Origin of the sequence: Haloplanus sp. (assembly GCF_028275055.1) — an archaeon.
Classification (GTDB): Archaea; Halobacteriota; Halobacteria; order Halobacteriales; family Haloferacaceae; genus Haloplanus.
On record NZ_JAQCNJ010000010.1, the window covers coordinates 25,849 to 52,782 of the forward strand.

At 66.1% G+C, this 26,934-nt stretch carries 25 protein-coding genes; 14 read left to right on the top strand and 11 right to left on the bottom strand.

The window, feature by feature from the left end:
- Window positions 1-128 precede the first annotated feature (128 nt).
- From Q0925_RS01370 to Q0925_RS01380, 3 genes are all read left to right on the top strand, one after another.
- Entirely contained in the window at window positions 129-1,067 is a 939-nt protein-coding gene (locus tag Q0925_RS01370; protein ID WP_299331091.1) for a WD40/YVTN/BNR-like repeat-containing protein, read from the top strand.
- A gap of 403 nt (window positions 1,068-1,470) precedes the next feature.
- Entirely contained in the window at window positions 1,471-2,430 is a 960-nt protein-coding gene (locus tag Q0925_RS01375) for a hypothetical protein (protein ID WP_299331095.1), read from the top strand.
- 438 nt (window positions 2,431-2,868) lie between these two features.
- Complete coding sequence (locus Q0925_RS01380) at window positions 2,869-3,177, top strand: hypothetical protein (RefSeq protein ID WP_299331098.1); 309 nt, start codon at window positions 2,869-2,871, stop codon at window positions 3,175-3,177.
- A 187-nt stretch (window positions 3,178-3,364) separates the two neighbouring features.
- On the opposite strand, the gene Q0925_RS01385 is transcribed toward Q0925_RS01380, so the two are convergent.
- Window positions 3,365-4,768: an NAD(P)/FAD-dependent oxidoreductase gene (locus tag Q0925_RS01385; RefSeq protein ID WP_299331100.1), complete on the bottom strand. Its 1,404-nt coding sequence runs from the start codon at window positions 4,766-4,768 to the stop codon at window positions 3,365-3,367.
- A gap of 635 nt (window positions 4,769-5,403) precedes the next feature.
- On the opposite strand from Q0925_RS01385, the gene Q0925_RS01390 reads away from it, so the two are divergent.
- Window positions 5,404-5,808 (top strand): phosphate-starvation-inducible PsiE family protein, encoded by a 405-nt coding sequence (locus Q0925_RS01390; RefSeq protein WP_299331132.1) that lies wholly within the window; start codon window positions 5,404-5,406, stop codon window positions 5,806-5,808.
- A 527-nt stretch (window positions 5,809-6,335) separates the two neighbouring features.
- Here the strand turns inward: Q0925_RS01390 and Q0925_RS01395 are convergent.
- From Q0925_RS01395 to Q0925_RS01405, 3 genes are all read right to left on the bottom strand, one after another.
- Complete coding sequence (locus Q0925_RS01395) at window positions 6,336-6,566, bottom strand: YgaP family membrane protein (protein ID WP_414652080.1); 231 nt, start codon at window positions 6,564-6,566, stop codon at window positions 6,336-6,338.
- A gap of 658 nt (window positions 6,567-7,224) precedes the next feature.
- Window positions 7,225-8,553 carry a ribonuclease catalytic domain-containing protein gene (locus Q0925_RS01400; RefSeq protein ID WP_299331101.1) on the bottom strand — a complete coding sequence of 443 codons (1,329 nt, stop codon included), beginning with the start codon at window positions 8,551-8,553 and terminating at the stop codon, window positions 7,225-7,227.
- A gap of 63 nt (window positions 8,554-8,616) precedes the next feature.
- The gene (locus tag Q0925_RS01405; protein WP_299331103.1) at window positions 8,617-8,934 is read right to left on the bottom strand and encodes a DUF7562 family protein; all 318 of its coding nucleotides are present in this window, start codon (window positions 8,932-8,934) and stop codon (window positions 8,617-8,619) included.
- Window positions 8,935-9,062: 128 nt separating this feature from the next.
- Here Q0925_RS01405 and Q0925_RS01410 point away from each other — a divergent pair, with 128 nt between their 5' ends.
- Complete coding sequence (locus Q0925_RS01410) at window positions 9,063-9,542, top strand: RNA-binding protein (RefSeq protein WP_299331105.1); 480 nt, start codon at window positions 9,063-9,065, stop codon at window positions 9,540-9,542.
- Here Q0925_RS01410 and Q0925_RS01415 read toward each other — a convergent pair.
- Complete coding sequence (locus tag Q0925_RS01415) at window positions 9,524-10,189, bottom strand: DUF1028 domain-containing protein (protein ID WP_299331107.1); 666 nt, start codon at window positions 10,187-10,189, stop codon at window positions 9,524-9,526. The genes Q0925_RS01410 and Q0925_RS01415 overlap by 19 nt on opposite strands.
- A 104-nt stretch (window positions 10,190-10,293) precedes the next feature.
- Between Q0925_RS01415 and Q0925_RS01420 the strand changes: the two genes are divergently transcribed.
- The 5 genes from Q0925_RS01420 (at window position 10,294) to Q0925_RS01440 (ending at window position 19,272) form a co-directional block, all read left to right on the top strand.
- Window positions 10,294-10,644, top strand: coding sequence for a cell division protein SepF (locus Q0925_RS01420; protein ID WP_299331109.1), 351 nt, complete (start codon window positions 10,294-10,296; stop codon window positions 10,642-10,644).
- A gap of 111 nt (window positions 10,645-10,755) precedes the next feature.
- The gene (uvrA, locus tag Q0925_RS01425) at window positions 10,756-13,737 is read left to right on the top strand and encodes an excinuclease ABC subunit UvrA (RefSeq protein WP_299331111.1); all 2,982 of its coding nucleotides are present in this window, start codon (window positions 10,756-10,758) and stop codon (window positions 13,735-13,737) included.
- Between the two features lie 458 nt (window positions 13,738-14,195).
- Window positions 14,196-16,937, top strand: a complete 2,742-nt coding sequence (locus Q0925_RS01430) for a hypothetical protein (protein WP_299331112.1) — start codon at window positions 14,196-14,198, stop codon at window positions 16,935-16,937.
- A 154-nt stretch (window positions 16,938-17,091) separates the two neighbouring features.
- The gene (locus Q0925_RS01435) at window positions 17,092-18,492 is read left to right on the top strand and encodes a DUF402 domain-containing protein (RefSeq protein ID WP_299331113.1); all 1,401 of its coding nucleotides are present in this window, start codon (window positions 17,092-17,094) and stop codon (window positions 18,490-18,492) included.
- A gap of 42 nt (window positions 18,493-18,534) precedes the next feature.
- Window positions 18,535-19,272 (top strand): SDR family NAD(P)-dependent oxidoreductase, encoded by a 738-nt coding sequence (locus Q0925_RS01440; RefSeq protein WP_299331115.1) that lies wholly within the window; start codon window positions 18,535-18,537, stop codon window positions 19,270-19,272.
- A 61-nt stretch (window positions 19,273-19,333) separates the two neighbouring features.
- Here Q0925_RS01440 and Q0925_RS01445 read toward each other — a convergent pair whose 3' ends face one another.
- Window positions 19,334-19,726 (bottom strand): DUF5611 family protein, encoded by a 393-nt coding sequence (locus tag Q0925_RS01445; protein WP_299331117.1) that lies wholly within the window; start codon window positions 19,724-19,726, stop codon window positions 19,334-19,336.
- A 45-nt stretch (window positions 19,727-19,771) separates the two neighbouring features.
- Window positions 19,772-20,731 carry a DUF7093 family protein gene (locus tag Q0925_RS01450; RefSeq protein WP_299331119.1) on the bottom strand — a complete coding sequence of 320 codons (960 nt, stop codon included), beginning with the start codon at window positions 20,729-20,731 and terminating at the stop codon, window positions 19,772-19,774.
- A 102-nt stretch (window positions 20,732-20,833) separates the two neighbouring features.
- On the opposite strand from Q0925_RS01450, the gene Q0925_RS01455 reads away from it, so the two are divergent.
- Both Q0925_RS01455 and Q0925_RS01460 read left to right on the top strand, forming a co-directional pair.
- The gene (locus tag Q0925_RS01455) at window positions 20,834-21,133 is read left to right on the top strand and encodes a DUF6432 family protein (protein ID WP_299331121.1); all 300 of its coding nucleotides are present in this window, start codon (window positions 20,834-20,836) and stop codon (window positions 21,131-21,133) included.
- 44 nt (window positions 21,134-21,177) lie between these two features.
- Complete coding sequence (locus Q0925_RS01460; RefSeq protein ID WP_299331123.1) at window positions 21,178-22,266, top strand: aminomethyltransferase family protein; 1,089 nt, start codon at window positions 21,178-21,180, stop codon at window positions 22,264-22,266.
- Here Q0925_RS01460 and Q0925_RS01465 read toward each other — a convergent pair.
- The gene (locus Q0925_RS01465; protein WP_299331124.1) at window positions 22,260-23,438 is read right to left on the bottom strand and encodes a geranylgeranyl reductase family protein; all 1,179 of its coding nucleotides are present in this window, start codon (window positions 23,436-23,438) and stop codon (window positions 22,260-22,262) included. The two genes, Q0925_RS01460 and Q0925_RS01465, sit on opposite strands and share 7 nt — an antisense overlap.
- 90 nt (window positions 23,439-23,528) lie before the next feature.
- On the opposite strand from Q0925_RS01465, the gene Q0925_RS01470 reads away from it, so the two are divergent.
- Window positions 23,529-24,539 (top strand): PrsW family intramembrane metalloprotease, encoded by a 1,011-nt coding sequence (locus tag Q0925_RS01470; RefSeq protein ID WP_299331125.1) that lies wholly within the window; start codon window positions 23,529-23,531, stop codon window positions 24,537-24,539.
- On the opposite strand, the gene Q0925_RS01475 is transcribed toward Q0925_RS01470, so the two are convergent.
- Window positions 24,536-25,123, bottom strand: a complete 588-nt coding sequence (locus Q0925_RS01475) for a riboflavin synthase (protein WP_299331134.1) — start codon at window positions 25,121-25,123, stop codon at window positions 24,536-24,538. The genes Q0925_RS01470 and Q0925_RS01475 overlap by 4 nt on opposite strands.
- A gap of 91 nt (window positions 25,124-25,214) precedes the next feature.
- On the opposite strand from Q0925_RS01475, the gene Q0925_RS01480 reads away from it, so the two are divergent.
- Complete coding sequence (locus tag Q0925_RS01480; RefSeq protein ID WP_299331126.1) at window positions 25,215-25,493, top strand: DUF7533 family protein; 279 nt, start codon at window positions 25,215-25,217, stop codon at window positions 25,491-25,493.
- On the opposite strand, the gene Q0925_RS01485 is transcribed toward Q0925_RS01480, so the two are convergent.
- Together Q0925_RS01485 and Q0925_RS01490 are read right to left on the bottom strand one after the other, a co-directional pair.
- Window positions 25,490-26,173 carry a M24 family metallopeptidase gene (locus Q0925_RS01485; RefSeq protein WP_299331127.1) on the bottom strand — a complete coding sequence of 228 codons (684 nt, stop codon included), beginning with the start codon at window positions 26,171-26,173 and terminating at the stop codon, window positions 25,490-25,492. The two genes, Q0925_RS01480 and Q0925_RS01485, sit on opposite strands and share 4 nt — an antisense overlap.
- Window positions 26,170-26,934: 3'-5' exonuclease (locus Q0925_RS01490; RefSeq protein WP_299331128.1), on the bottom strand; the 765-nt coding region annotated here is incomplete at its 5' end. The genes Q0925_RS01485 and Q0925_RS01490, both read right to left, overlap by 4 nt.

Consider the following 26,934-nt stretch of genomic DNA (forward strand, 5'->3'; position numbering starts at 1 on the left):
TGCTTCGAGCGGAGCGTGCCAGCCGTTCTGTGACACCCGGCTCCGATTCCGTCGCGCGGATCACACATCTCGACGGAGACGGCTGTTCGGTCACAACATTGATTATTGGCTGGTCCTCAGACATCCTGATGATATACAGCCGCCGAGCAGTTCTGAGAGGCATCGGTGCGTCGGTTGTCGTTGGGTCGGCCGGCGGACAAACCGTCGCGGCCGGGAGCGGCTTCGAGGTCGTCGAATCGCCGACCGAACGGACGCTGTACGACGTTGAGCGGACGGCCGAAGGCCTGTACGCCGTTGGCGGAAGCGGCGACGTCATCGAGCGCACGGCGGACGGTTGGACGAAGATCATCGACGGCGGCCCGACAGGGAACGGGAACGACCTTTTCAGCTCGGACGTCACCGACGACGGCAAGCGACTGTGGTTCGTCGGGAGTTCCGGCGCAATCGGCGAGTACGATGTCGAGACGGGGTCGGTGAACGATCTCTCGGCGCCGAACGACGTGACGAACAACTTCAACGACGTGACCGTCACCGGACAGGCCCGCGAGGCGAACGTCTACGTGGCCGGCGACTCCGGGAAGATGTACTTCAGTTTCGACAACGGCGAGACGTTCGACTCGACCACCCCTGGAAGCGGGGCGAACCTCAACGCCGTCGACTTCTCGGACACCCGTCAGGGACACATCGTTGACGGTAACAAATCGGTCTTTGTGACCGACGACGGGTCGACATACGATAAAATCGGTATCGCCGACGCAAACGAGAATCTATACGGCGTCGACAGCGACGCCGACGATGACGTCTGGATCTGCGTCGGCGGCGGTCGGATCTTCCAGTACGACGGTACCGAGTTCGTCCCTTTCGACGTCGGGGATGCAACCCTTCGCGACATCGAGGTCGGGAGCGGCGGCGGTGGCCTGACCGTCGGTGGGGGTGGAGCGGTGGTCGAGCGCACCGACGCCGTATGGACGCAACTCTCGACGCCGACTGGCAAGAACCTCAAAGCCGTCGCCAGGGGAAGCCCTGACGTGGCCGTTGGCGCCAGCGGCGCGGTTATCGAGCGATAGTCCGCCTCCCATCGCCCCGACCGGTATCGGATTCAGGGCCTGGCCACCTCCAACGGGCACCACCACGCACAGACACGTAACATACGGGTCCGGTAATCGAGTCGGCCACACGCCTCGGGGTGTCGCGGCAGGGAGCATCCACACAGGAGTTGAAATCCGTTCATCCCGGTTCTATCGAGAACCCCTGCTATTCCGGGAGGTGCAGTCCGCTGTGTGCGACCTGACGCGGTTCACGACCCGACCGTTGGTGACGTCGACGTTGACTGTGTGGTATGAGTCATCCGGGGCAACGGGATGTGGCGGTTGATATCGGTCATCCGGTGACGCCGGGACACTCCCCGGAATGAATAGGATTATTGCCTTTGGAGAACGCGGTTCGATCGTAGCGCACGGCTAGTCGCGTATGAGTCCTCCACAGCCAGGTGACCGCGCTGACGACGTACAGACCGTCACCGACAGCGACGGTTTGAACGCCCGCCCGAACTACCCCGAGCGCGGTGGTATCGACGTTTTCGACTCGGTGCTGGTTCGCCAGCCAATTGTCGAAGACCAGACACGAACCGTCAGGAACCTGCTGACGGACTGGGCGGACGACAACGTCGACGGTGATGTCCGTACACTGCTACCGGCCGCCGGCGTAACGCTGGTGACGTTGTTTCTCGACGACGGCGAGTTCAGCCGGACCGACGATGCCAGCCACGACCCACGGCGTGGCGACGCGTTGCTGTGGTACGTCGAGATGGTCGATGCCGACGCCGACGCGTGGGCGACGCCGGATGCGACCATCCGGCGCGTGTCGCCGGTGTTCGGGAATGGACTGGCAGACGTACTCACGGACGAGGCGACGGTCCACGCCGGCGGTCGCGCCGACCACCGATACGTCACCCACGTGACCAATCCCTATCGGCGGGAGCGGTACGCCGATGCGGTCGGACGATCGCTGGTCGCCCCCGTCGCCGGCGATGAGTTACCGATCCCGGTCGCAATCACCTCCCTCGCGGTGAAACCCGGACCCACCAGCACGCTCGTCGCACGCGCCGTTGATCTCATCAACTGGCTCAAGCGGTTCGACCGCGCCCGGTCGTGGGCGCGTGACGAAACGGACACAGTCGAGGCGGAGGCGATGTACACCGAATCGTTGTTGCTGGAAGCGGTCGGTGATCGTCAGGTGACCCACTACTATATGGAGACCGAAGACATGAACCGACTCTACGAAGCCTTCTACGAATCCAACGATTGGGAGGCACGCCTCTCGGAGTGGGTGATGCGGCGGGTGCTAGAGCACCCCGAGGCGTTTCTCGATCCGCCATTGGAGACGGACTGTGAGGTCCTGATTCACGCCGTTGACCCCGAGCGGCCCTGAGTCGCTGTGGTGGGTCAGCCCACAGAACCGGTGTATACGCCGTGTGTCTCCCATCAGAACCGCCGGCTGCCATTTTCTCGATACACCAGTTCGTCTGCGAGTCGCCGGCAACCGACCGAGAAACAAGACTCGGACGTGACGCCGGTGGCGAAGTGCTGACGCCGTTGCGCCACACGGTGGTGTTCGGCAGTGCTTCGAGCGCTCAGCAGTCGCGTCACATCTTTCGGAAGTGACCGCGAGCCGAAAGGCATGCGCCGAGACGACCATCGAACTGCTCAAGACGTTCGATTCTCTCCCGGTCAGTTCTCTGTCACAGAACCGAATTATACCAAACAAATATAACGAGAAACTATAGGTACAGATAGGAATAGCACGAAACGCCGTTCAGTTTTAATAGCCGCCGGTCTCGCCGCTATCCCTCTGGCCGGGTGTTCGACGATGGCAGGTGACGCGGTCGTCAACGCCGCCAAGCGGTCGCCCTCGGAGCGTGCGGACGGAGTTTCATACGGCGACCTGCCACCAGCCCAGAAACGGATCGCTCGGACGGCAGTCGAACAGGACCTCTACCACGCGTGTCCCGAACTCCCCGACGCGCTTCGGTCGTTCGCGGATCGGTTCCGGACGACAACCGACTCGTATCTGCGATACCGGAACACCACATACGGTGTGTGGATCCGAATCGAAGATACGCTCCGAATCACCACTGCTCCCTCCCCGGAACAGGATCGGTCGTGTGGCCCCCTCTGACTCCGGACCACGCCCCGAGGGTACGCTCGGTCTCCACCGTGCATGACCCTCGTCTCCACCACCGGCCTGTCACGATGGCTCCCGTTCGGACGTGAGGTCGTACGGGCACCACCGACATCCCTGTCGAGTACCACCCGCGGAACCGTACCCGGGCTCGTGCGACCGTGGCGTGTGATCGGGTGGCGTGTCAGCCCGACAGCTCCGCGGCGGCCTCCCGGAACAGACCGTCGAGAATCTCCGGCGTCGTCGGGTGATAGGCGCGGTCGGGCAACTCCCGGACATCAAGTCCCGTCTCGACGACCACCTGCATCGTCTTGGCCATCGCGTCGGCGTGGTAGTGCAGGCCCTGCCAGCCCAGTACCGTTCCATCCGTTCCGACAACCAACCGACCCAAGCCATCGGCCACGTTCTTGCTCTTGAACACGCCGTCGCCGGACGCGTTGCGGGTCACAACGATGTGGTCTACCCCTGCATCGCGGGCGGACTCGGCGGAGTGGCCGACCCGGGCGTACGGAAGCACGCCCACCCCCGAGAACACGACGTGGTGGTGCACGTTTTCGTACGTTTCGAGCGGCTCACCGTCGCGGTGAGCGCGAACGTTCGCCGCCGCGGTGAATCCTTGCTCCTTGGCGACGTGAAGGATCGGCTCTTTGCCATTGGCGTCGCCGACGACGAACACCCGCTCATCGTTACGGGTCTGCATCGTGTCCGTGACCCACCCCGGTCCCGGATTCAAGCCGGTCGCCGCAAACCCGAGACGGTCGAGCGCGGGCCGACGACCGGTGAACGCGAACAACTGGTCGGCCTCGACGATCCGATTCTCGCCGTCTTTTTCGACGGTCATCCGGACGCCGCCGTCGTCGGTCGGTTCGACGCGTCGTTCGTGGGTTTCGGTGAGCACCGTGATGTCGAACGACCCGCGGTAGTAGTCGAGCAGTTCGTCACCAAACGGCGGATCAGCTTCATCGAGTGGGCGGGCGTCATGTTCGATGACGGTCAGATCCATACCGCCGGCTTCGGCGAGATATGGGACCAGCTCCATCCCAACGTAGCCAAAGCCCATGACGAGGCCGGAGTCGCCGAACTCGGTCGCGTCGAGAACGTCCGCGCTGGTCTGTACCGTTACGTCGCTGATACCCGGCAGGTCCGGGACGTTCATCGTCGATCCGGTCGCGACCACGATGTAGTCCGGTTCGATCGTCCGGTCGCCGACTCTGAGGTGGCGGTCATCGATGAACGTGGCGGTGTCACGGAGCAACTCGACGGTCTCCCGCTCAGCAAGATCGTCGACGGCAGCGCGGCGGTGCGCGGCGAACTCGGTCGTGTGCTCGTTTTTCCGTTCGACCACCGCTTCGAGGTCGACATCGGGCAACGCCCCGTCCAAGCGGGGGTCGTGCCGTGCCGCAAAGCGGTGTTCGGCTGCCGAGAGAACCTCCTTTGACGGCATACATCCACGGAGGATGCAAAGGCCGCCGCCGGGATCCCCATCATCGATAAGCGTCAGTTCGATTCCGTCGACATCGGCGAGTCGCTGTGCGACTGCCGCACCGGCACTGCCGTACGCACCGACGACCGCAACGTGCGTGCTCACGGCATTGATTTTGGGCCGAGGGTATTAATATCACGGTGAGACACGTCTCATTCAAACTGTGGACGACGAAACGACGACGTGATCGTCGGGGTCTATCGGGGCACCCGCCTTCCGGCCACCGTCGCCGGGGGTCCCACCATCGGAGTGGCTGGACACCTAAAGTACGACACCTCGGCCGGTGGCCGACCATCGGGCGTGTCCTCGAAACTCCACCGCACCGTTCGGTAACCCCCTCGTGTGCGAGTGCCGGTTACGAACTCCGAAGACCCGGAACGTGTACAGAGCAACACGGCGACTCGGCTTCCGGGTTCACGCGTCGAGACTGGCGGCCACCGAGCGAACGTTCGGTCCCCGGTCAGGTTCCATAACCGAACGGAGGTGGACAACCGGACCGTCTCGGACGCTTCTTCTATCTTTAGCCGCCGGTCTCACACGCCGATCCTGGCAACCCGGAAAAACATCGCCCCGACTCATAAGACACGGGATGCGAGTTTCTCGTATTGAAACAACAGGGCCGCTGGAACGTGGCGACACCTCGGTTTAACGTGTGACGGATTTATCATCATATCACATAATACGGTGATGTGACCACGGATACCAACCTGTCGCGAATCACGGAGCCATCGGTAGTCGCGATGCGGTGGCTCGTTCTCGTCACTGCTTATTTTACTCTGTTATTATTTCTCATCGGCGTGTTTGATCTGCTTCTCGGGCTGTGGGGCCTCATAGTAACCGGCAGATTCACCGACCCGGTCGCTGTGATTGAACTTCTCGATACTGTGTTGTTGTTGCTGATCATCGTCGAGGTACACCGCACGCTCATCGCGTACGCTCGTAGCGAACCTGTTGTGCGGACCGTGATCGGTGCTGCGATTATCGCAATCGCCCGTGAGATAATCAGCTTCCGGATCGGTGAGTTCGATACGGTGTCCGACTCCCTGACCGCTGCCGGCGGGTTCGGTATCCTTCTCATCGGACTCGTCATCGCGTACTTTGCCATCCGGTACACCGAGACCCAACTGTCGGAACGTACCCGGTGATCCCCCCGTGTGCCTCCCAACGGCGAGAGCGCAGCCTCTGGCCGGGAGCGGCCGTTAGAGCCGGCACAAAACACGTTGCCCTACCGCTGCCCCCCTCGCTCCAGCCGACTCAACGTTGTAGCCCCGAAAAGACGGAGCGCGAGCGCTCAAGTCTTCAGGGAGCAGGCCTGCGGGAACCGCTCGGGCGGGGTGTGGAACGAGCGACGCGGAAAAACAGCACACTGCATCGGGGGGGAACGGCCTCCCCGTCTCTCCGAGAGACGGGGCCGCCACCCCGACGCACACGCCGTCACGATCACGGATCGGCCCGGATAGGGGACGGACCCGAACAACGGCAACGATGGCGGATGAGAGGTCGTGTTCGGCCCGAGTCGATTCTCTCCGGACGGCGAACACATCCGCGACTCCAACCGTTTCAACGGAACGGACAACCAAGGGTGAGAACCGTTTCTCACCGACGAGGGCCGTCCGACCGGCGAAGAGACCGCGCCCCGGTCGACGGATCGCGGTGGTAACCGGTCCCGGTTCTACTGCGGTGAGACCGGACAGGTGTCGACCCCGAGCAGCGTGTACAACGGGCAAAAGCCGGTCAGGCTGGTGCCGATCATGACGAGAGACACGACCCCGAGCGCGGGCGATGCGATCGCCGGGAACGGGACGACACCCGCGAGGATAGCCAACGACAACAGTCCCGCCGCCGCGCCGATCAGTATGCGAACCGTTCCATCCGTGGAGCCGACGTTTCGTTTCATCTTCATCTACATGTACACACGCCACGTATAATAATGTTACTATTCCACAATACAAACATTACTGATCGGACGATCATCGGCACACATATCCGAACGCATTCTCGAGCGCTCGATCGGTCGGGAGCGATACCGTTCTACGCCGCAATAGAGACACACACCACGTACGGATCCGTATAAGACCTACAAACCCCGCAAGAATAATGCACAATACTAACACACACGAACCGGCGAGCGTACCGTCCGACCGCGCGGACGGAACCCGGCACCCTTACCATCGTGTCGGACTCCCGGCGGGCACATCCATCGGCCCGTCCCACCGACGGCCGCCGATGGACTCGGCTAGGTCCCTCCCCGCCCCCTGACGAGGCGTGACGCCACCGCGCGGTCCGACTCCTATCCGATCCCGGGGACGAAACGGGAAACGACGAACCAGAGTAGAACACCCACGACCGCTAGGAACGTGAGCAGGCTGATGAGATCCCCGATCAGCTTGACCGGATCCATAATCGACCGACCCTCGGGCGACCATCTAATCGTTTCGGGTTGACGCGTCTCTCGCCGGACGGGGACACCCCTGGTGCCGGTCACCCGGCCGCAGGCGTCGCCGTCACGGCGGAGACGGGCCGCCGGTTATCGACTCTCGGCCGTCCAAGCGGTAGCCCGCTCAGTGCTCTCCGGGCGGCGCTCCCTCGGTGTTCACCACGTTGCCGTCGTCGTCGACGGTGACGACCCCACGGTTGTTCACCGCGTACGGGTCGAGGCCGGTCTCCTCCATGAACCCCTTGTAGAGGCGCTCGACGGTCTCGCCGTCCTTCTGACGGTCGGAAGCGCGATCACAGAGCGCGATCAGGTCCTCCGGCACGTCGTTCTCGTGGACGATCCAGTGGTTGATCAGGTCGGAGAGCCGGCGGATCGGCGATGTGAAGTGGCCGTAGATGTCGAAGTTGAGCGCGTGGTGACCGCCGAAGGGGTCGTTCATGTACTTCGCACGGGGCATCACCTTCAATACGGCACGTTGAATCTTCGAAAGCATCCGATCGGGGGCGGATTCAAGCGCTCCGTTGACCGCTTTCCGGGGATCGTCCCACTTATCAGAGGGGATGGAGACGCCGTTCAACTCCTGGATCTCCCGGAGGGCGTCGTTCCACTGGTCCGGCGTCGGCTGTGGGTGGACGCGGTACATCGCCTCGACGCCGCGGTTCCACATGAGTTCGTGCGTGACGGCCTTGTTGGCTTTCAGCATACACTCCTCGATGATGGTGTGTGCGCGGTCCCGGCGCGGGTTGAGAACGAGTGAGCCGTCCTCCTTACGTTGTTCGTGCATCCGATCGGCCAACTCGAACGCGAGGGTGTTCTCGTCGTGGAGTGGGGCATCGGGGTCCTCCAAGCGCGTCTCGCACTCGCCGTAGGTGAGTCGCTCGTCGCTTCGAATGACGGATTTGTAGATGTCGATCTCCTCGAAGGAGAGCGTCTCGGGGTCGAGTTCCATCTCGACGGTGTGAGCGAGGCGGTCCTCCTCGGGGACGAGCGAACACACCGTCTCCGCGAGCGTCGGCGGAAGCATGTGGACGGTGTAGGCGGGAAGGTAGACGGTGTTGCCGCGTTGGACGGCCTCCTCCCACATCGCGGAGTCGGGGTGGACGTAATGTGTCACGTCGGCGATGTGGACCCACAGCCGGTAGGCGTCGTCCTCCTCACGGACGCTGATCGCGTCGTCGAAGTCCTGGGCGTCGATGGGGTCGGTCGTCCACGCGGTCAGGTCGCGCAGGTCCTGTCGGTCGTCGAGTTCGGCCTCGATTTCGGCCTGGACGCCGTCGGTGCGTTCCTCGGCCTCGCGGAGCACCTCCCGCGGGAAGGCGTCCGGAATCTCGAACTCCTCGAACAACTCCTCGCGTTTCTCCTGTAACCGCCGGGCCTCGTCGGGACTGATCTCGACCGGTCCCTGTCCCTCCGCCGTGCCGGCCTCGGCTTGTGCCTGCGAGTCGTTCGTCATACCCTCGCGTAGAGGTGACGGGTAGTTAGACGTGTCGGGCCGCCCCTGCCCGGGAGCCGTTGGCTACGATTCCGGTTCTTCTGGGTCGGCGGAGCCGTACCGCTCCTCGACGGCGCCGTAGTATCGCTCCAGAAACGCCCCCTGTGAGAGGCCCTCGTCGCCGGCGACGTCGACGAGCAACGCCTCGAGTTCGTCGCGTGGCTGGTGACACAGGTTTCGATAACACGACTTACAGAGGTGCTCGAACTCCTTGCCGCGGCGGCTCCATCGGTCGCCTTCCTTGTCGTATTCGCGGGCGTCGGACCGACAAAGCGACGTTCCACACGCGATACAGACGACCGTTTCCCCGTCACCGTCTCCGTCCGAGCCCGAACGCCACATGATTGATGACAGGCACCACGCCCACTTAGCGTTTGTTGCACGTCGGACGCGTGACGGACAGAGAGAACAAAAACGCGCGGGCCGAACACGGTCGGGCGACTTATGAGCCGAGCGGTCACAGAACGGGTATGGAGGTCAAATCGCGCCACCACCTGCGGAGCGACGAGATACGGGAGCTAGAGGCGACGCTTGACGCGGCGCTTGGCGTCGGCCTCGACGGCGAGGCCTACGAGCGCGTCGACCTCGTCGGCACCGAGTTCGATCTGGTGCTCGTCGACGGTGAGCCACAGGTGTTCGCCGTCGACGACGAACGCTTCCTGACCGTCCGCGGGGCGAACGCTCACCCGCCGGAACGACGGGTCGTCACCGTCGACGCCGGTGCCGTCCAGTTCGTCAGCGACGGCGCGGACGTGATGCGCCCCGGCATCGTCGACGCCGACGAGGTGATCGATCCCGGCGACCTGATCGTCGTCGTCGAGGAAACCCACGGTAAAGCGCTCGCGGTCGGGCGCTCACTTGAACCCGGCGCCGACCTCCCGGGTGACTCGGGCAAGGTCGTCGAATCCGTCCACCACGTCGGCGACGACCTCTACGAGTTCTCCGTCTGACTCGTCCCGTACCGTTCTACCGCAGTCTCGTACCCCCGCTTTGCGCGCCGGTACGTCTCCCGGAGATCGGCCACCGGCGACTCGCTGGTATCCACCCGGAGGTCGTCGTACAGCGTCGTCGGTCCGTCGGCCCGCCCGACGACGACCGCCGCGCTCCCGGTCGACAGATCCCGGCGGTCGCCCCCCGCCCGCTCCCCGGCCGCGAGCGCGGTGAGAAGGCGACACGCGAGCGGCGCGTCGCGTTCGTTCTCGCGGAACCCCCGCGCCACCGCCGCCACCACCGCCTCGTCCGACAACGATGTGCCGGCGACGCTCACCCCGTCGCCGGTGACGTGGCCCGTGACCCCCCGGCAGTCGTCGCCGGTGTGGCCGTCGGCCGCGGCGGCGGCGACGCCGTGAACCTGCCGGCGCGGCGTCGCCGCGTCATCGAGAACCTCCGGCAGCGAACGGCCGTCCGCGAGGCCGTCGAGACACCGCCGACCCACCTCCGCGTCGGTGATCCCGACGGTGGCGACGGCCCCGTTGTCGCCCGCGTGTGTGGCGACGCCTCCGACCGCGGGGAGGCGGGATGCCGCGGCGGCGCCGAACCGGAAGCGCCCGTTCGAGTCGGCTCCCGGTCGCTCCCGAGCACAGATGCTGTAGGTCACGGTCGAGACACGCGGTCCGGGGTAAAAAAGCCGTCCGAGGCCCGACCGTTCGGACCCCGGTGTCTGACGTAAGAACTAATGAGACGGTCGGTCCAGTACAACCCATGGGAATCATGAGCAAAATCCTCGGCGGCGGCGGCAGCCACAGCACCGAGGACTACGTCGAACTGAACCTCGACGACTTCGATACAGCGCGGGCGGATGCAGGCATGCAGGTCCGTCTCGCGGAGATCAGCGAACAACGCGATGCCATGGCGATCAAAGACGCCGTCTACGACGGCGACCTCGTTATCGCCGACATCACCCGACTGAGCCCGAGCGACAGCGTCGTCGACCGAGTGCTTGAGGACCTCCGGCAGGTCGCCCGCGAGGTGGACGGCGACGTGATCGTCAAAAACGACGACCAGATCATCGTGACGCCGACGGGCGTGACGATCGGCCGCGAGAAACTGTAGCGCTCGACCCGTGGTCGCCGGTCTCTGGTCGCCCGTGAGCGGCGGTCCGCGAGCCTTTGCTATGTGGGGAATCGACAGGGTTTCGGCGGTCGCGCTCCCACGTCGGCGTGAATGAAGGAGTACATCGAGGTTCGCGGGGCCGAGGAACACAACCTCAAGGACCTCGACGTCCGCATCCCCCGCGAGGAGTTCAGTGTCGTCACCGGCCTGTCCGGATCGGGGAAGTCCTCCCTCGCCTTCGAGACGGTGTACGCCGAGGGGCAACGCCGATACATCGAGTCCCTCTCCGCGTACGCCCGCAACTTTCTCGGACAGATGGACAAACCGCAGGTCGAGAGCGTCGAAGGCCTCTCGCCGGCCATCTCCATCGACCAGAAAAACGCCGCCAACAACCCCCGGTCGACGGTCGGCACCGTCACCGAACTGCACGATTATCTCCGCCTGCTGTACGCCCGCGTCGGCACCCCACACTGTCCCGAGTGTGGCCGCGAGGTTGGCGAGCAGAGTCCGGGTCAGATGGTCGGCCGCCTTCTCGACCTGCCTGCGGGGACGCGGGCGAAACTCTGTGCGCCCATCGTCCGCGACCAGAAAGGTGCCTTCGAGGCGCTGTTCGACGAGTTGGTGAGCGAGGGGTACAGCCGCGTCGAGGTGGACGGCGAACCGTACGACCTCACCCTCGATCGGCCGGCCCTCGACGAGAACTACGACCACACCATCGACGTGGTGGTCGACCGTGTGACGGTCGATCCCGACGCCCGGTCGCGGATCGTCGACTCCGTCGAGACGGCCCTGACCGAGGCCGACGGCGTGTTGAAGCTGATCCTCCTCGATCCACCCGCAGGGAGCGAACTCGGCGGTGCGACCGCCCGGTCGACGGGCGATCTAGCCGATGTCGACGCCGACACGGACGAGGCAACCGACGACGCCCCTGACCGTCTCGTTGTCGAGTTCTCCGAGGCGCTTGCCTGCACCCACTGTGGTATCGACATTCCGGAACTCGAAACGCGAAGCTTCTCGTTCAACAGTCCCCACGGAGCGTGTCCGGAGTGTGAAGGCATCGGCAACACGAAGGCGGTCGATGCCGGTCTCGTGGTGCAGGATCCGAGCAAGCCGTTGAAAAACGTCTTCGAGCCGTGGAGCTACAACCGGTCGTACTACCGCCGGCAACTCGACTCGCTGGCCCGCCATTTCGACGTTGCTCTCGACACGCCGTTCGAGGAGTTGGACGACGACGTTCAGGCGGCGTTTCTCCACGGCACCGACGAGGAGGTGCTCTTCGAGTGGACGACGAAAAACGGCGTCCGACGCAAACGTGAACCGTTCGAGGGCGTGATCGGCAACCTCGAACGTCGCCACGTCGAAACCGACTCAGACAACACCCGCGACCACATCGAGGAGTTCATGGCCGTCACCACCTGCGGTGCGTGTGAGGGGACGCGTCTCAAACCCGCCTCACGGGCCGTTCTCGTCGACGGCGTACCGATCACCGATGTGAACCGCATGAGCATCGGCGACGCCCTCGACCACTTCGAGGGGCTTGAGGCGTCGCTCTCGGAACGTGACCGAACCATCGCCGAGGAGATCCTGAAGGAGATCCGCGCCCGCCTCGGCTTTATGACCGAGGTGGGACTCGATTACCTGACCCTCGACCGGGAGGCGTCGACCCTCTCGGGCGGCGAGTCCCAGCGCATCCGGCTGGCGACACAGGTCGGCTCCGGGCTGGTCGGCGTGCTGTACGTTCTCGATGAACCCTCGATTGGCCTTCACCAGCGGGACAACGACCGCCTTCTCGACACCCTCGAAGGCCTGCGGGATCTGGGCAACACGCTACTGGTCGTCGAACACGACGAGGAGACGATGCGCCGCGCCGACAACCTCATCGACATGGGGCCGGGCCCCGGTCGCCGCGGCGGCGAGGTTGTCGCACAGGGCGATTTCGACGACGTGGTCGGCTGTGACGAGTCGGTTACCGGCGACTATCTCGCCGGTCGGCGGACGATTCCGGTGCCGGAGGAGCGCCGCGACCCCGGCGACGGCCATCTCACGATCCGCGGGGCGCGCCAGCACAACCTCACGGACCTCGATGTCCCCATTCCAATCGGCGAGTTCGTCGCCGTCACCGGTGTCTCCGGGTCGGGTAAGTCGACGCTCATCAACGACGTGTTGTACAACGGGCTGGCTCGCCGGATGAACGACAACACCTCGGTCGACCCCGGCGACCACGACGCCATCGAAGGAACGGATGCCATCGAGACGGTGCGCCTGATCGACCAGTCGCCGATCGGGCGTACGCCCCGGTCGAATCCCGCGACCTACACCGGCGTCTTCGACCACGTTCGCGAACTGTTCGCGGAGACGGACCTCGCCACCCAGCGCGGCTACAAGAAGGGTCGCTTCTCGTTCAACGTCAAGGGCGGCCGGTGCGAGGAGTGTGGCGGGCAGGGCACGGTCAAAATCGAGATGAACTTTCTCTCGGACGTACACGTCCCCTGCGAGGAGTGTGACGGCGCACGCTACAACGACGAGACGCTGGATGTCACCTACAAAGGCAAGACCATCGCCGACGTACTCGGGATGGAGGTCGACGAAGCCCTCGACTTTTTTTCGGCCAACCCCGGTATCCGCCGCCGCCTCGAACTCCTCCGAGACGTGGGGCTTGGCTACATGCAACTCGGTCAGCCCTCGACGACACTTTCCGGCGGCGAGGCCCAACGCGTCAAACTCGCCGAGGAACTGGGGAAAAAGGACTCCGGCGAGACGTTGTACCTGCTCGATGAACCGACCACGGGGCTCCATCCAGAGGACGAGCGCAAGCTGATCGAGGTTCTACACCGTCTCGCCGACGCCGGTAACACCGTGGTAGTGATCGAACACGAACTCGATCTGATAAAAAACGCCGATCACGTGATCGACCTCGGTCCGGAGGGCGGCGAGGGGGGTGGCGAGGTGGTGGCGACGGGAACGCCAGAGGAGGTGGCGCAACTCGACGAGTCACACACCGGTCGATACCTGCGTGATCTGCTCCCGGCAATCGACCTGACCGGGCCGCGAGCGGATCGGCGCAAGCCGGCCAAGCCCGCGGGCGACGATTGAGACGGTTCGAGGCATACCGCACGACGCCGGGAACCACGGTCTTTGGGTGGCACAACGGCAGCTTTCATCGGCCGCGTTTTAGCTCTCAGGGTGTTTGAAACTCCACCCATCGACCGGGATCACCGCCGGGTCGCGACCGTCCCAAACGAAAATATATTATTTCTGTCACCAGATAGCGCTGAAAATCCGACGTACTCAAACACGTCGGGTACGTATCAATAGTTGCGGCTTATAATGAGTGTTTTCTCACGCAGAGTTGTCCCGGACGAGCAACCGTACATGCGGTGTTACGACACTACATCTCCCGCCTTCCGGCACCTGCCGGTGTGCGTGGCCGGCGTCTCACCGGGGGTAACCGGCCCCCGGAAACCGGGAATCGGCACCGAACACGGGTCGACGCCGTTCGGGGCCGTCGACACCGCTGTCATCACGGCCCACAGAGTAGTGGGAGGTGGACGATGACCCGGGTCGGACACACTGTGACGGCGACGACAGTCGTCGTCGTCGCTCTCGTTCTCGTTCTCGTTCTCGCGACGCCGACAGCCGGTGCCGGCGCAGGTGCCGGCCTCGGTGACGCGTCGGTCACGCCGACGGCGGTTTCGACCGGCGAGACGACGACGCTCGATATCTCGCTCGAAGCGACGGCTGTAAACACCTCCGACGGAACGACGGGGGCGAACGCGACGGTTCGCGTTCCGGCGGCGGTCGACCTCGGCAACGCGACGGTGACGACACGGGGGGTGACGCCGAACACGACCGGCGTCAAGGCATCCGTCGACGCGGGCGCAAACACCGTCGTCGTCTCGTGGGACGACGCCACCTCCGGTGTCGACTCGGAGACGCTGACGGTCACCGCGACGGTATCGGACGTCGCCGTCGACCGTACGGGCGAACACGAGGTGACGGCAACGATCGACGCCAACGGCGACGGGACGACGGACACAGAGGGGACCGTCGGCACCGTTACCGCCGAGACGACAAGCGCCCGGAGCGTCACGACAACCATCTCTCCGCTGTTTTTGGGCGAGGAGGATGTCGATCTGACCGCTCTCGACGGCGCGGCGACGGCGGGCGAGCAACAACGATTCCACGGTGTCGGCGGCAGAGCGGAGGGTAAAGTCGCAACCGCCGACGACGCGGCCGCGGCCGAAATCAGCCGTGACAACGGCTTCATTCCCGGTCCGTACGCCCTCCAGTCCGGCACCGATTCCACCGCCGTCGTGGTTCAGGAACCGGACGTGTTCGACATAGAGGTGTACCCCGGTAGAACGACAAGCGGAACCGACATCGCCGATTCCTCCGTCTCGGGGCAGACGGAAACGGTGACCGTCGTTCCGGAGTTCGACTTCGAGGCCGCCGCCGACGCACGGGTCGTCGTCGAGGATGGGGACGGGTTGGAGATCACCGACACCGTGGTCGGGAATCCGACCGCGTCGACCTCCGGCGCGCCGGTTCGTCTCGATGTCTCCGACCTCTCGCCGGGCGCATACACGATCAGAGTCGAGGGAACCGACGACCTCGACAGCGTGAGCGCGTCGGTCACCCTCCGCGTCCGATCGGTGGAGGCGGGCATCTCAGTTGATTCCGACTCGGTCACCCGAGGGGAGACGACCGTTGTCTCCATCCGTGGCGAGCCAGGGACGACCCGACAGATTCGGGTGCCGGCAAGCGCCCTCCGCGCCGGCGAGGCACCGACGAATGCGACCGCCGACGACGTGTTCGGCGGTAGTGACGGGGTCACCGAGGTCGGCGTGGACTCGGACGGGAACGTGCTTTTCGCCACGGCTGACCTCGAATCGGACGGCTCGGCGCGGGTCGAACTCGACACCGGGCCGCTGGAGACGAGTGGTCACGACATCGCGCTTGCGACGGACGCCACGGCGCCGGCAACCGAAACCACCAGACTCGAGGTCGCCTCGCCACAGGTGTCGGTTCGGGCCCCCCGCTCGGACGTAACGATCGGCAGAACGGAACGGATAACGGGCAGGGCAGACGGTGCCGACGAGGTGAAACTCTACGCCCGTGCCGGCAGCCAGTACGTCCCGCTGTACGAGGACGCGAGCGAGAACGAACTCGCCGAGACGAGCGTCACCGGTGGTTCATGGAGCATCGAACTCGACACGGAAGCGGTCGTAAACATTCCCGACAGCTATCGGATCGCGGCCGTCACCAATCCGGAGGAGCGGGGATTCGGCCCGAACGAGCGTCTCAACGATTCCACGATCCGAGGGATCCAAGGGGCCGCACAGGCCGGTATCACGACCGTCGGTCCGGAACTGTCGGCATCGGTCTCGCGTTCGGAGATATCCACCGCCCCGAGCGACGAGGTGACGATTTTCGGCCGTGCCCCCGGGCCAAACAAGGCCGTTCGGGCATACGTCGTCCGTCCTCGCGGTAGCGTCGCGGTGTTCAATCTGACCGCCGCCAGCGACGGGGACTTCGATTTCAGCTACAACGACTTCGAGACGCCAGGCCGGTACCGAATCATCATCGTGACCGCGGGACGCGACGACAGCTTTGGCTTTGCCGACACCGGTAACGCGTCGTCGATCCGGCGCAAACTCGGGACAGACAACACGGCAAACGAGACCACACGGACGATCCGCGACGCCTACAACGGGGCCGGCGTCGACGACAACCGGATCGAACTGAACGTCGACGCGGACAGTCCGCGCGTGGACACCGAGACGGTTCGGCTCCTCCGGATTCAGGGTGATGGGCTCATCGTCTCGGGGACGTCGAACCGACAGGGCGGAGCCAGCCTCCGTCTCGAACTCTCGGGGGACGAGGGACCTGTCGCCATCGAGACGGCCGAGGTCAGCGAGTCGGGTCGCTGGCGAACCACTCTCGATGTGGAGGGTGTCGATGCCGGCAGGTACAGCCTGCAGGTGGAGTCGTCGAACGCGACCAACGTTGCAACGATTCGACTGGAGTCGGGAAGCGCCAGCATCGTGACGTTCACCTCAACGCCGACGCCCACTCCGACGCCGGAATCAACAACGACCCCGACGCCGGACGCCGGGACGGTGGCGGCCGGTTCGGAAGCGGCCCGACCCGAGGCCAACGGGGTACAAACGGGGACGACCGGAGACGGCTTTGGGTATATGACCGCGCTCATGGCGGTGATGGCGCTTTCGGGGGCCGCGCTCGTGGCGGTGGTGGCGCTTTCGGCCCTGCCCGTTCGCCGTCGGTCGGAGTAGCCGTCTCGACGGCGCTGACTCCGACTCTGACTCCGACTTCCGGCGCCCGACCGGTTCGTCCTGTCTCCGTCGCAGTCAAAACCCCTGCGCACCAAACAGAGACCGTGATGGACGACGAACCTACTCCCTCGCCGGCACCGGCCGGTCGCCCCGCATGAACGTCCGTTGTCGCGGTATCTACACGACCGCACTCACCCGCCGTTTTCTGGACGCGGGTCACGACGTGGTCGCCGCGTCCGACCCCATCCGCGAACGCTTCGATGCCGACCTCGGGACCGATCCACACGACGTCGCGGTCGAGACGACCGACGACCGGCAGGGCGTCGGCGTCGCCGGCGACCCGGACGCCGTCGACGAGGCCGTCGACCGACTCCACGTCACCCGCGACACGTTCGCATGGCCCTCCCCGGTTCCGCGGGACGCCGTCTTCGACGCGCGCGTGACCGAGACGCTCGGCAGCGGTGCTGTCTGTGATCTCGGTACCGCTGACGGCTTTCTGCCGTTTGGCAACGTCGACGGACACGTCGCCGAGGGCGACGAACTGCAGGTGCAGGTCGCCGAGTCGGCCGCGCCGTGGACCGACCGCCGGGCCGTTCTCACCGCCGCCGTGCGGGCGCAGGCCGGGCCGGCGACGCTCGTCCGTGGCGAGTCGGGGATCACCGTCGACGCCCGCGACGACGACGCTGCCCGCGAACTCGCGGGGATGACGGATCTTCTCGGCATCGACTCCCCCGACGGCTGGGGGCTTCGCTGGGCCGACGCGGCGACCGATGCCGACATCAACGCGTTAAAATCGGCGCTCTCGACGGCGGTCGACCGCGCCGAGACCGTCGAATCGGCGCTTGACTCGTCCGTGGCCCCGCCACGCAGCGTGACCGCCCCCGCCGCGACGGCGTGGGTGTGGTTCGGCCGGGAGTCGCGGTTCGTTCTCGACGCCGACCGCCGCGAGGTGACGACGACGATGCCCGGCCACCACCGGGTGAAGGCAGGGTCCGGCGCGGCGAGTCGCGCCGTCGACTTCGTCGAGGCGCTACACGCGGTCGACAGCGACACCGAGGACTTCCCCTTCGTGCCGGTGACGGACACCTTCGGTCCCGTCGCGGGCGACCACGTCCGCCTCGACCACGGCAAGCCCGACGGTCGCCGCATCGTCCTCGGACGGGCCGAGGTGACCGACCGCGACCCCGACGGAACGCTCACCCTTCGCCGGGAGATGACCCCCGGCGGGACGTACGACGCCCTCGGTGTCGCCCGGACGGCCGGTGACGTGGCGATCACGAAGGTCCGTGAGGGACGGTGGTGGTACCCCACGGTGTACCGGGGCGACGACGGCGAGCGCAAGGGAACGTACGTCAACGTTTGTACACCTGTCGAGGCGTTCCCCGACGCCGTCCGCTACGTCGACCTCCACGTCGACGTGGTGAAAGGGCCGGACGGCGAGGTGCGCCGCGTCGACGATGACGAACTCGACGCGGCGGTGGCGGCCGGGCGTGTCTCCGAACCGCTTGCGGAGAAAGCCCGGTCGGTCGCGTCGAGTCTGGTTGAGGCGATTTAGCGGATCCCCCACCTCTTTGCCGCCCGGCCTCAACCTCCCGGTATGCTCACGACCGACCTCTCCGATCGGGTTGCGCTGGTGACCGGAAGCGCGAACGGCGTCGGCCGGGAGTTCGCCCTCTCGATGGCCGACGCCGGCGCGTCGGTCGCCGTCCACTACCACACGAGCGCCACCGACGCACGCGCGACGGCGACCATCGCCCGCGAGGCGAGCGGTTCGGCGACGACCGTCCAGGGCGATGTGACCGACCCCGACGAGGTGGACGCGGTGTTCGACGCCGTGGAGGCCGACCTCGGGACGGTCGACCTGTTGGTGAACAACGTCGGTGACTTCGCCCCTCGACACTGGGAGGAGCTCGACTTCGAGACGTGGAACCGAGTGCTGGAGACGAATCTCAACGGGACGTACCTTTGTTCGAAGCGGGCGCTCCCCGCGATGCGCGAGGCGGGGTTTGGCCGCATCGTCAACGTCGGCTACGCTGGGACGGAGAAGGCACTCGTCTACCCGAGAAATTTCCCGTATCTCGTCGCGAAGACAGGGGTCATCATGTTTACGCGGATGCTCGCGAACGACACGACCGACGACGGCATCACGGTCAACTGCCTCTCGCCGTACGTCGTCGAGAACTCCGACGAGTTCCCCGACGAGGCCCCGCGTGGCCGGTGGGCCTCGTTTGCGGATCTCCGGCAGGTGCTCTTTTTCTTTCTCGACTCCGACAGCGGCTACGTCAGCGGCGAGAACGTGGAGATAGACGGCGGATGGATTCCGGAGGCGCTTTGATCCCGGGTTCGTCCCGGGCGGCGGCGGTCCGCCACTGCCCGGCACCAAGGGCGGGACCGGGTCAGGCGTTCGGTACGTCGTCCGGGTCGTCCTCGACGGAGCGTTTCATCGAGTCGCGGCGGGACTTGGCGTCCCGGCCCGTCACCTCGAGGAGAAAGTCGTTCTTGTCGCTGACGGCGTCCTCGGCGGCGTCGGCGTTGCCTTCGGCGATCACGTCCGCGGCGTCTCGTTCCTCGAAGTGAACCGCGAGTTTGTCCTTTTTCCCGCTGTACTCCGCGGCTCCGGCGACGATGCGCTCGAAGACGGGATTGTCCGGGTCCTCGACGACGTAGAGTTCGTGGCCGTCGACCTCCTCGGTCCCGGACACCGCCCCGAAGTAGCCTTCGATGGTTGCTTTCAGATCCGGCGCGTTCTCGTCCAGCGTCTCCCCACGACGCATTTTGTACTTCTTCATGGGGCCTGATTCGAACAGCGCCGGTTTACCAGTTTCGTCCTCCCGTCACCGCTCGTCAATGTAGCCTTTATGACACTCCGGGCAGATGTCGCCGGCGCGCATCGACGACCCGCCGGTCGCGCGGGTGTAGCCACAGTTGGGGCAGACGAACTCCGTCACCGCCCCGTCGTCATCGTCGCCGATCCGTTCCACCCCGTCGGCGGCGACGAACCGTTTGTCGGTGGTCGCCGTCGGCGAGGCCGCCCCGTTTGTCGCCACACCTCCGTGTCCGTCGCCACCGTGTGCCGTTGCGCTTCCGACGGACGCGGCGGACGGATCGGCGTCGCTCGCTCGGGCGTTGAACCCTTCGTCCGTTCTCTCCGGGTCCGGCCAGTCGTCGCTGCCGTCGACGACCGTCGCCCCGTCTGTCGCGTCCGATCCCGACGGACCACCCGGTGCCGGTTCCGCCTCCGCTTCCGTCTCTGCTTCCTCCCCGACCGGGTCGTCCGCGTCGGGCCACTCGCCGTGTCCGCGATTCTCGTTCGGGCCGTCGTTGTCGAGGATGATCCCGTCGTCGATGTTCTCGGCGGGACCGTTGGCTCCGTCGTTGCCGGAACCGATGGGTTCCGGTTCCGGTTCTCGCTCCGGCTCCGACGGGTCGCTCCGTGCCAGGTCGGACTCCGGTTCCGGTTCCGGTTCCGGCTCCGGGGCGACCCCCGGCTCCCCCCCGACCGGGCCGTCGCCGGTGACCTCGTCGGTGTCCGTGTCGGCCGGCACGCCGCCGCCTCCGGGGTCGGGGTCGGGGTCGGGTGTCACACCGTTGCCCAGTCCGGTCGCCATCGTCTCGTCGCCGGGTCTCTGCACCGACCGAACCTCCTTGTTTTCGCTGACGATCCGGCGCTCCCCACACCGGTCACACGTCTCGACGGTTCGGTATGTGACCACCACCTCGTCGCCACGCTCCTCACGGTCACGCTCCACCTCGCGGTTCGCGTACTCGTGTCCCAGCAGGCACCTAAGTCCCATTGAACCCGGATAGCAGACACTACATCAAAAGCGTCCGTCAGACACGCGTCGGACGCACTGTTGTCGGTACAGGTAAGCCGTCCGCGGTCTTTAGGCCCGCGTATGAAGGCTAAGCGGGAGTTCCGGGACCGACCGGACGTGCAAGTGGTCGTGCTTGATGCGTTGGTCGACCGCGGCGAGGAAGGAATGACCGTGTTCGAACTCCGTGCGGCCGCCGACGTCAACATCGACACGCTCGAAGGGGCACTCGCCGAATTAAAGGACGACTCGCTCATCGAGGTCGAGGCCACCGACGGTCAGGCGATCGTTCTCCCGGACGATCGTGTCGTTCCCGATCCGGCCGACCCGCCGGACGACGACGACAGTTTGTTTGACATCGTCCGCGACCGCCTCGGGCTCTGACCCGACCGCGTTGCTTTTTCCCCCCGACCGCCTACCCACACGCGATGACACGCGGCCTCCACGCCGACTACGGTGCCGAGTTCGAGACGCGCGGCGGACACAGCGTCGTCGCGCACTACGGTCGTCCCGAGCGGGCCCACCTCGCGGTCCGCAACGGCGTTGGCATCATCGAGATGGGGTACGGCGTCGTCGCCGTCGAGGGTGGAGACGCCGTCGACTACGTCGACAACGCCGTCTCCAACCGTGTCCCCGATGCCGACGGGGAGGGGTGTTACGCGCTTTTGCTCGATCCACAGGGCGGTATCGAAACGGATCTGTACGTTTACAACGCCGGCGAACGCCTGCTTTGTTTCACGCCGCCCGCCCGCGCCGCTCCGCTGGCCGACGAGTGGAGCGACAAGGTGTTTATCGAGGACGTGTCGATCCGCGACGCCACCGACGACTTCGCCGTCTTCGGCGTTCACGGGCCGACGGCCACCGAGACGCTCTCGACCGTTCTCGCCGGCGCGACGGTCCCGGAGCACCCGCTCAGGTTCGTGCGCGGGTCGGTCGCCGGCGCCGGTGTCACCGCCATCTCGACGGACGATCCAACCGGCGAGACGGGCTATGAGGTGGTGTGTGCGGCCGACGACGCCGAGTCCGTTCTCGATTCGCTGCTCACCCGCGGTACGCCGACGACCCCCGCCGGCTACCGGACGTGGGAGACGCTGACGCTTGAAGCCGGCACGCCGTTGTTCGAGACCGAACTCGACGACCGGATCCCCAACGTCGCAGGCCTGCGAAACGCGCTCGACTTCGACAAGGGGTGTTACGTCGGTCAGGAGGTCGTCTCCCGTGTCGAGAACCGGGGTCGCCCGAGCAAGCAGTTGGTGGGACTCGCCCCCGAGGCCGTTCCCGACGGCGGGGCGGCCGTCTTTTCGGGGGATTCGGCGGTCGGCGAGGTGACCCGCGGCATCCACAGCCCGTCGCTCGACCGACCCATCGCCCTCGCCTACGTCGGAAGCGACACGCTGAACGCCGACGACCCGCCAACACTCACCGTCCGTGTCGACGGCACGGCGGTCGACGCGACGCTCGTCGACCTGCCGTTCGTCGACGGGAGCGGTCGGTCCGCCCGCCTCCCCGGTTACTGACCGTTCTCGCCGTCCGAGGGTGTCGGCTCCTCGGGTTCGATCGGTGACCGACCTTCTGCCCCCGCCCTCGATCCGGACCCACCAGGGAGGAGTCCCGACACGACGGCCCGGAGGTGACTCGCGGAAAACACCGACGTGGGGCGGTCCATGTGGACGCCGATCTCGCCGTCGAGCGCCCACAAGCCGAGCCGTTGGACGGGGTCCGGAAGCGAGTACGCCCGCCGGATCAGGCCGCCGAGTCGGATCTCCCGGCGCAGGTCGGCGCGCCACGCTCGTTCGTAGTCCGCGAGCGTCGCGGGGTCGTCGGGGTCTATCGTCTCCGCGGCGTGGTCGGCGGCGGTCATGCCGTAGAGGATGCCGCCACCGGTGAAGGGCTTTGTCTGGGCGGCGGCGTCGCCGATGAGAACGGTCCGGTCACCGGTCACCGACTCCGGCGGCCCGATCGGGATCCCGCCGGAACAGCGCCGGTCCGTCTCGGCGCCGTAGGCGTCGGTCAGGCGGTCGAACGCCTCCGCCACTTCGACACCCGGTGGCGTGGCGAGGCCGTATTCGACGCCCGCCTCGCCTCGTGGGATACGCCACGCGAAAAACCGCGGCACCGTCAGGTGGACGTCAACGAAGTCCCCGCCGTCGGGGGTGTCGTCGAACGCGAGGACGCCGTGGAGTCGCTCGGCCGGTTCGGGGAGTCCGACCTCGCGACGCACCCGCGAGACCGGCCCGTCACAGCCCGCAACCAGTCGCGCCTCGAACGTGACGGCCCGGTCCTCGGCTTTCGCGGTCACCGTCACACCGTCTGCGTGTTCGTCGACCCCGGTGACGGTGTGGTTCTCGCGCACGTCGGCCCCTGCCGCCCGCGCGGCGTCGGCGAGCGTCCGGTCCAGTCCGACCCGGTCGATTACGTTCGACACCGCCTCGGACTTATAAAAAGGGTAGGCCCGTGATCCCGGCCCGCCGAGGTGGAAGTTCGCACCGTACACCCGGTTCTGTTGCAGGCGATTCTCGGCCTCGTCGGGGACGTACTCCCAGATATCGGTGCTGACGTGGCCCGAACAGGCAAGCGGCGTTCCGATCGTCCCCTTTTCGAGGGCCAGTACGTCGTATCCGGCCTCGGCCGCCCGCCGGGCGAAACGCGCCCCCGCCGGTCCGACGCCGACCACGACGAAGTCGTACATACCGTTTGATGGGCCGCCCCGGGACAAATAGCCGGCGGTCCGGGACCGAACGGGCGAAGAGATTAACGGCTGGCCACCGACCGTTCATACATGCCGCGTAGACGGGACCCGGTCGAGGAACGTGCCGACGACTCCACGGACCTCTACGACATCGCCACCTGGGAGCGCCGTGGACTGCTCGACACCGTCTCCGCCGGGATCTACCGGGGGTCCGTCGCCTCGGCTCGCCTGTTCGTCGTCGCCATTGCCCTTCTCATCCTCGTCGCGATCGGCGGGTTGAGCGCGCTGACCGACCCGCAGATCGGCGTGTTGACCGTTCTCTCGGCGGTCCCTGCGCTCGCGCTCACCGTCTACGTCCGCCAGTCGGACGTGACCACCAACGAACCGCTCCCCTTGCTCGTCGCCACGTTCTTACTCGGCGTTCTGACGGCCAACTTCGCCGCGGTTCTCAACTCCTACACCCGCGGGCTGTTCGCCGGACTCGGCTTTGTCGGCACCGTTCTCTTTTTCTTTCTCGTCGTCGGTCCCGTCGAGGAGACGGTGAAACTGCTGGCCGTGCGGCTTTATGCCTACGGCACCGACAGCTTCGAGGCCGTTGTTGACGGCGCGGTGTACGGCGCGGTGGCCGGACTCGGCTTCGCCACCATCGAGAACGCCCTTTACATTACACAGAGCGTCGACGCCGCGCCCGCCGCCGCGGGCCTCGGTCTCATCGGGGCTGGGGGTGGTATCACCGCCATCCGCGCACTGGCCGGGCCGGGCCACGTCATCTACTCCGCCTTCGCGGGCTACTACCTCGGTCTCGCGAAGTTCAACCCACGGCAGCGGGGTCCAATCGTGGTCAAGGGACTGCTCATCGCCGCACTCATCCACGCCACATACAACGCCACCGTCGGTATCGGGTCGGGGGTGGTCGGCTTCGCGACCGGCCTGCCGGAACTCCCCGCCTTTTTGTTGTACGTTCTTATCTACGACGGTGTCTTCGGACTGATCCTCTTTGGAAAGATTCGACGGTACAACCGGACCTACCGGACGGTCCATGAGGACGAGGCGGCCGAGGAGTCGGCCTTCGAGTCGGACGTGGCGGAGTTCGACCCCTAAACCAACCGCTCGACGTACTTCGCCACCACGTCCACCTCGACGTGGATGGGGTCGCCCGACTCCTTTTCCGATAACGTCGTCAGATCGTACGTCGTCGGGATGATGGCGACGGACACCGTCCCGGCGTCGTCGTCGAGGGCGGCGACGGTGAGGCTGATGCCGTCGAGTGCGATAGACCCCTTGGAGACGACGTACCGCCGCAGGTCGTCCGGGAGGGCGAAGGTGAACTCCCAGTCGTCGCCGACCCGTTCGACCGTCTCGACGGTCGCAACGCCGTCGACGTGGCCTTGAACCACATGGCCGTCAAACCGGCCGTCGGCGGGCATGGCACGTTCGAGGTTGACCGCGTCGCCGACCGCCACGCGCCCGAGATACGTCTTCTCGACCGTTTCCTCGGCGAGAAACACCTCGAACCAGCCGTCGCCGTGACCGTGGCGCTCCACCGTGAGACAGGCCCCGCTCACACTGATCGACTGGCCCTCCTCGACGGCGTCGAAGTCATGACGCAGACGGAGCCGACGACCCTCCTCGGCGTCGTCGACGCCGACTATCTCTCCTGTCCCCTCGACGATGCCCGTGAACATACTCATACGTCGGGGTCGACCGGAGTAAGGGGTTGCGATTCGGCCGACGCGAAGCGGCGACGCTTTGGGGCGGGGCGTCGTAATCACTACCATGCGACTCGGGATCCTCGAAACGGTCGGGCTGGCGGCGTCGCTGATCTTCGCCGTCCCGCTCGGCCTGTTCGGTGTCGAGACGCTTCTTTCGGGCCAGCCGGTACTCGGGGGCGGTCTCGTCGCCGTCGCGGTCCTGATGGTCGTTCTCCCCCGTCGGCTCACGACCCCGGCCGACCTGCCGGGTGCGGTCGTCGAACGGGTCGTCGGGAGCGCGGTCAAGGACCCCGACGCCGACGCCGGGGACAAAGGCGAGAACGAGAACGAGAACGAGGGCTAGTACGCCCCCGGCGACAGCGATGTCGGCGTCGCCCCGAGCGGCCGACAGCCCGATTCGGTGACCGCATAACACGTTCCGACCCGGACGCGACCCCGGCCGGTCCCGGGGTCCGGATCGGTCGCGGCCGGATCGAGCACGAAGACATCACCGGCGACGAGAGCGTCATCCGTCGAGAAGTCGACATCGGTTCCGCCGATCGACCGCGCCACCACCCCGTCGGTCGCGAGGCCGTACGCGCCGAGTTCGGCGACCGCCTCGTCGACGACCCGCCGCGCCGGCAGGCCGGGTTCGGCGACCCGCCGGACGGCGTCGTGTGCCATGCCGACCGCGACGGCAGCCCGGCGTTCCCACCCACCGTCCCCGTCGACGACGAACGTCCGCGAGAGCGGGCCGCCAACGCCACCGACCCGGGGTTCGAGGGCGACGATCACCGGTTGCCCCGCCCGCAGTTCACCCGACGGTTCGACGGCCGTCGTGCCGGACGGGTCACCCCCGGCCCGGCACACGCCGTCGGCGGCGACGGCTTCGAGTCGGGTGGCCGTGAGTGGGGTGTCGTCGACACACAGGCGGCCGTCGACCGGCGTCGCCATCGCGAGGGCGGCCGCGGCGGCGACAACGCCGGCGCCGGCCGGATCGAGTGCGCGTTCGACCGCGGTTGCGGCGTCGCCCCCGTCCGTCACGCCTCGGGTTCCGGGACCGGCGTGGACTGTGCCTCCTCGAGCATCCCCTCGACGTCCTCGTCGCGGAGTTCGTTGTGCAGGAGGACGCCGATCGGAAGGGTCGGCGCACCGCCAATCAGGTTCTCGAGGAGAACGAGTCGCTCCCGCGCACGGCTCATCCCGACGTAGAACACCCGCCGCTCGTTGTCGGTCAGCAGGGGGACCGGGCTCGTGTGGGCGGTAAACTCCTCGACGCCGGCCACGCCGGTCGGATCGTCGATACTCGCCGCCATCTGTTCGACCACCTTCTCCGTGAGGTCGGTACAGACGAACACGTGGTCCGCTTCCCGACCCTTCGCGGAGTGGATGGTGCCGACGCGGACCCGACTGGGGTCCATCCCGTCGTAGTCGCCGTCGAAGTAGGCGTCGACGGCGTCGCGTTGGAAACTCGTCACCTTCCGGAGCATGTCACCCGCGGCGGTCCGTCCGGGCATGAAGGGGATGTGGTCCTCGACAACGTCTGCGGGCACCTCCAGTTCGGTGATGTCGTCGGTGTCCGCCGCCTCCTCGCGGTCGTCCAGATACTCGTAAAAGTCGTCTCGCTCGTTTGTCCCGAACGCCGAGTCCTGTAGCATGTCGGCCAGACGGCGTGCCTCCAGTCCGGTGGTCGACTCTCCGGCCTCGACCTTCTCGACGGCGCGGACGTACTGTGTGAGGCGGTCGGTCCACATCCGCTGATCGGTCATCATCGAGAAGGGAATCCCCTTCGGGAGGAAGTCGTC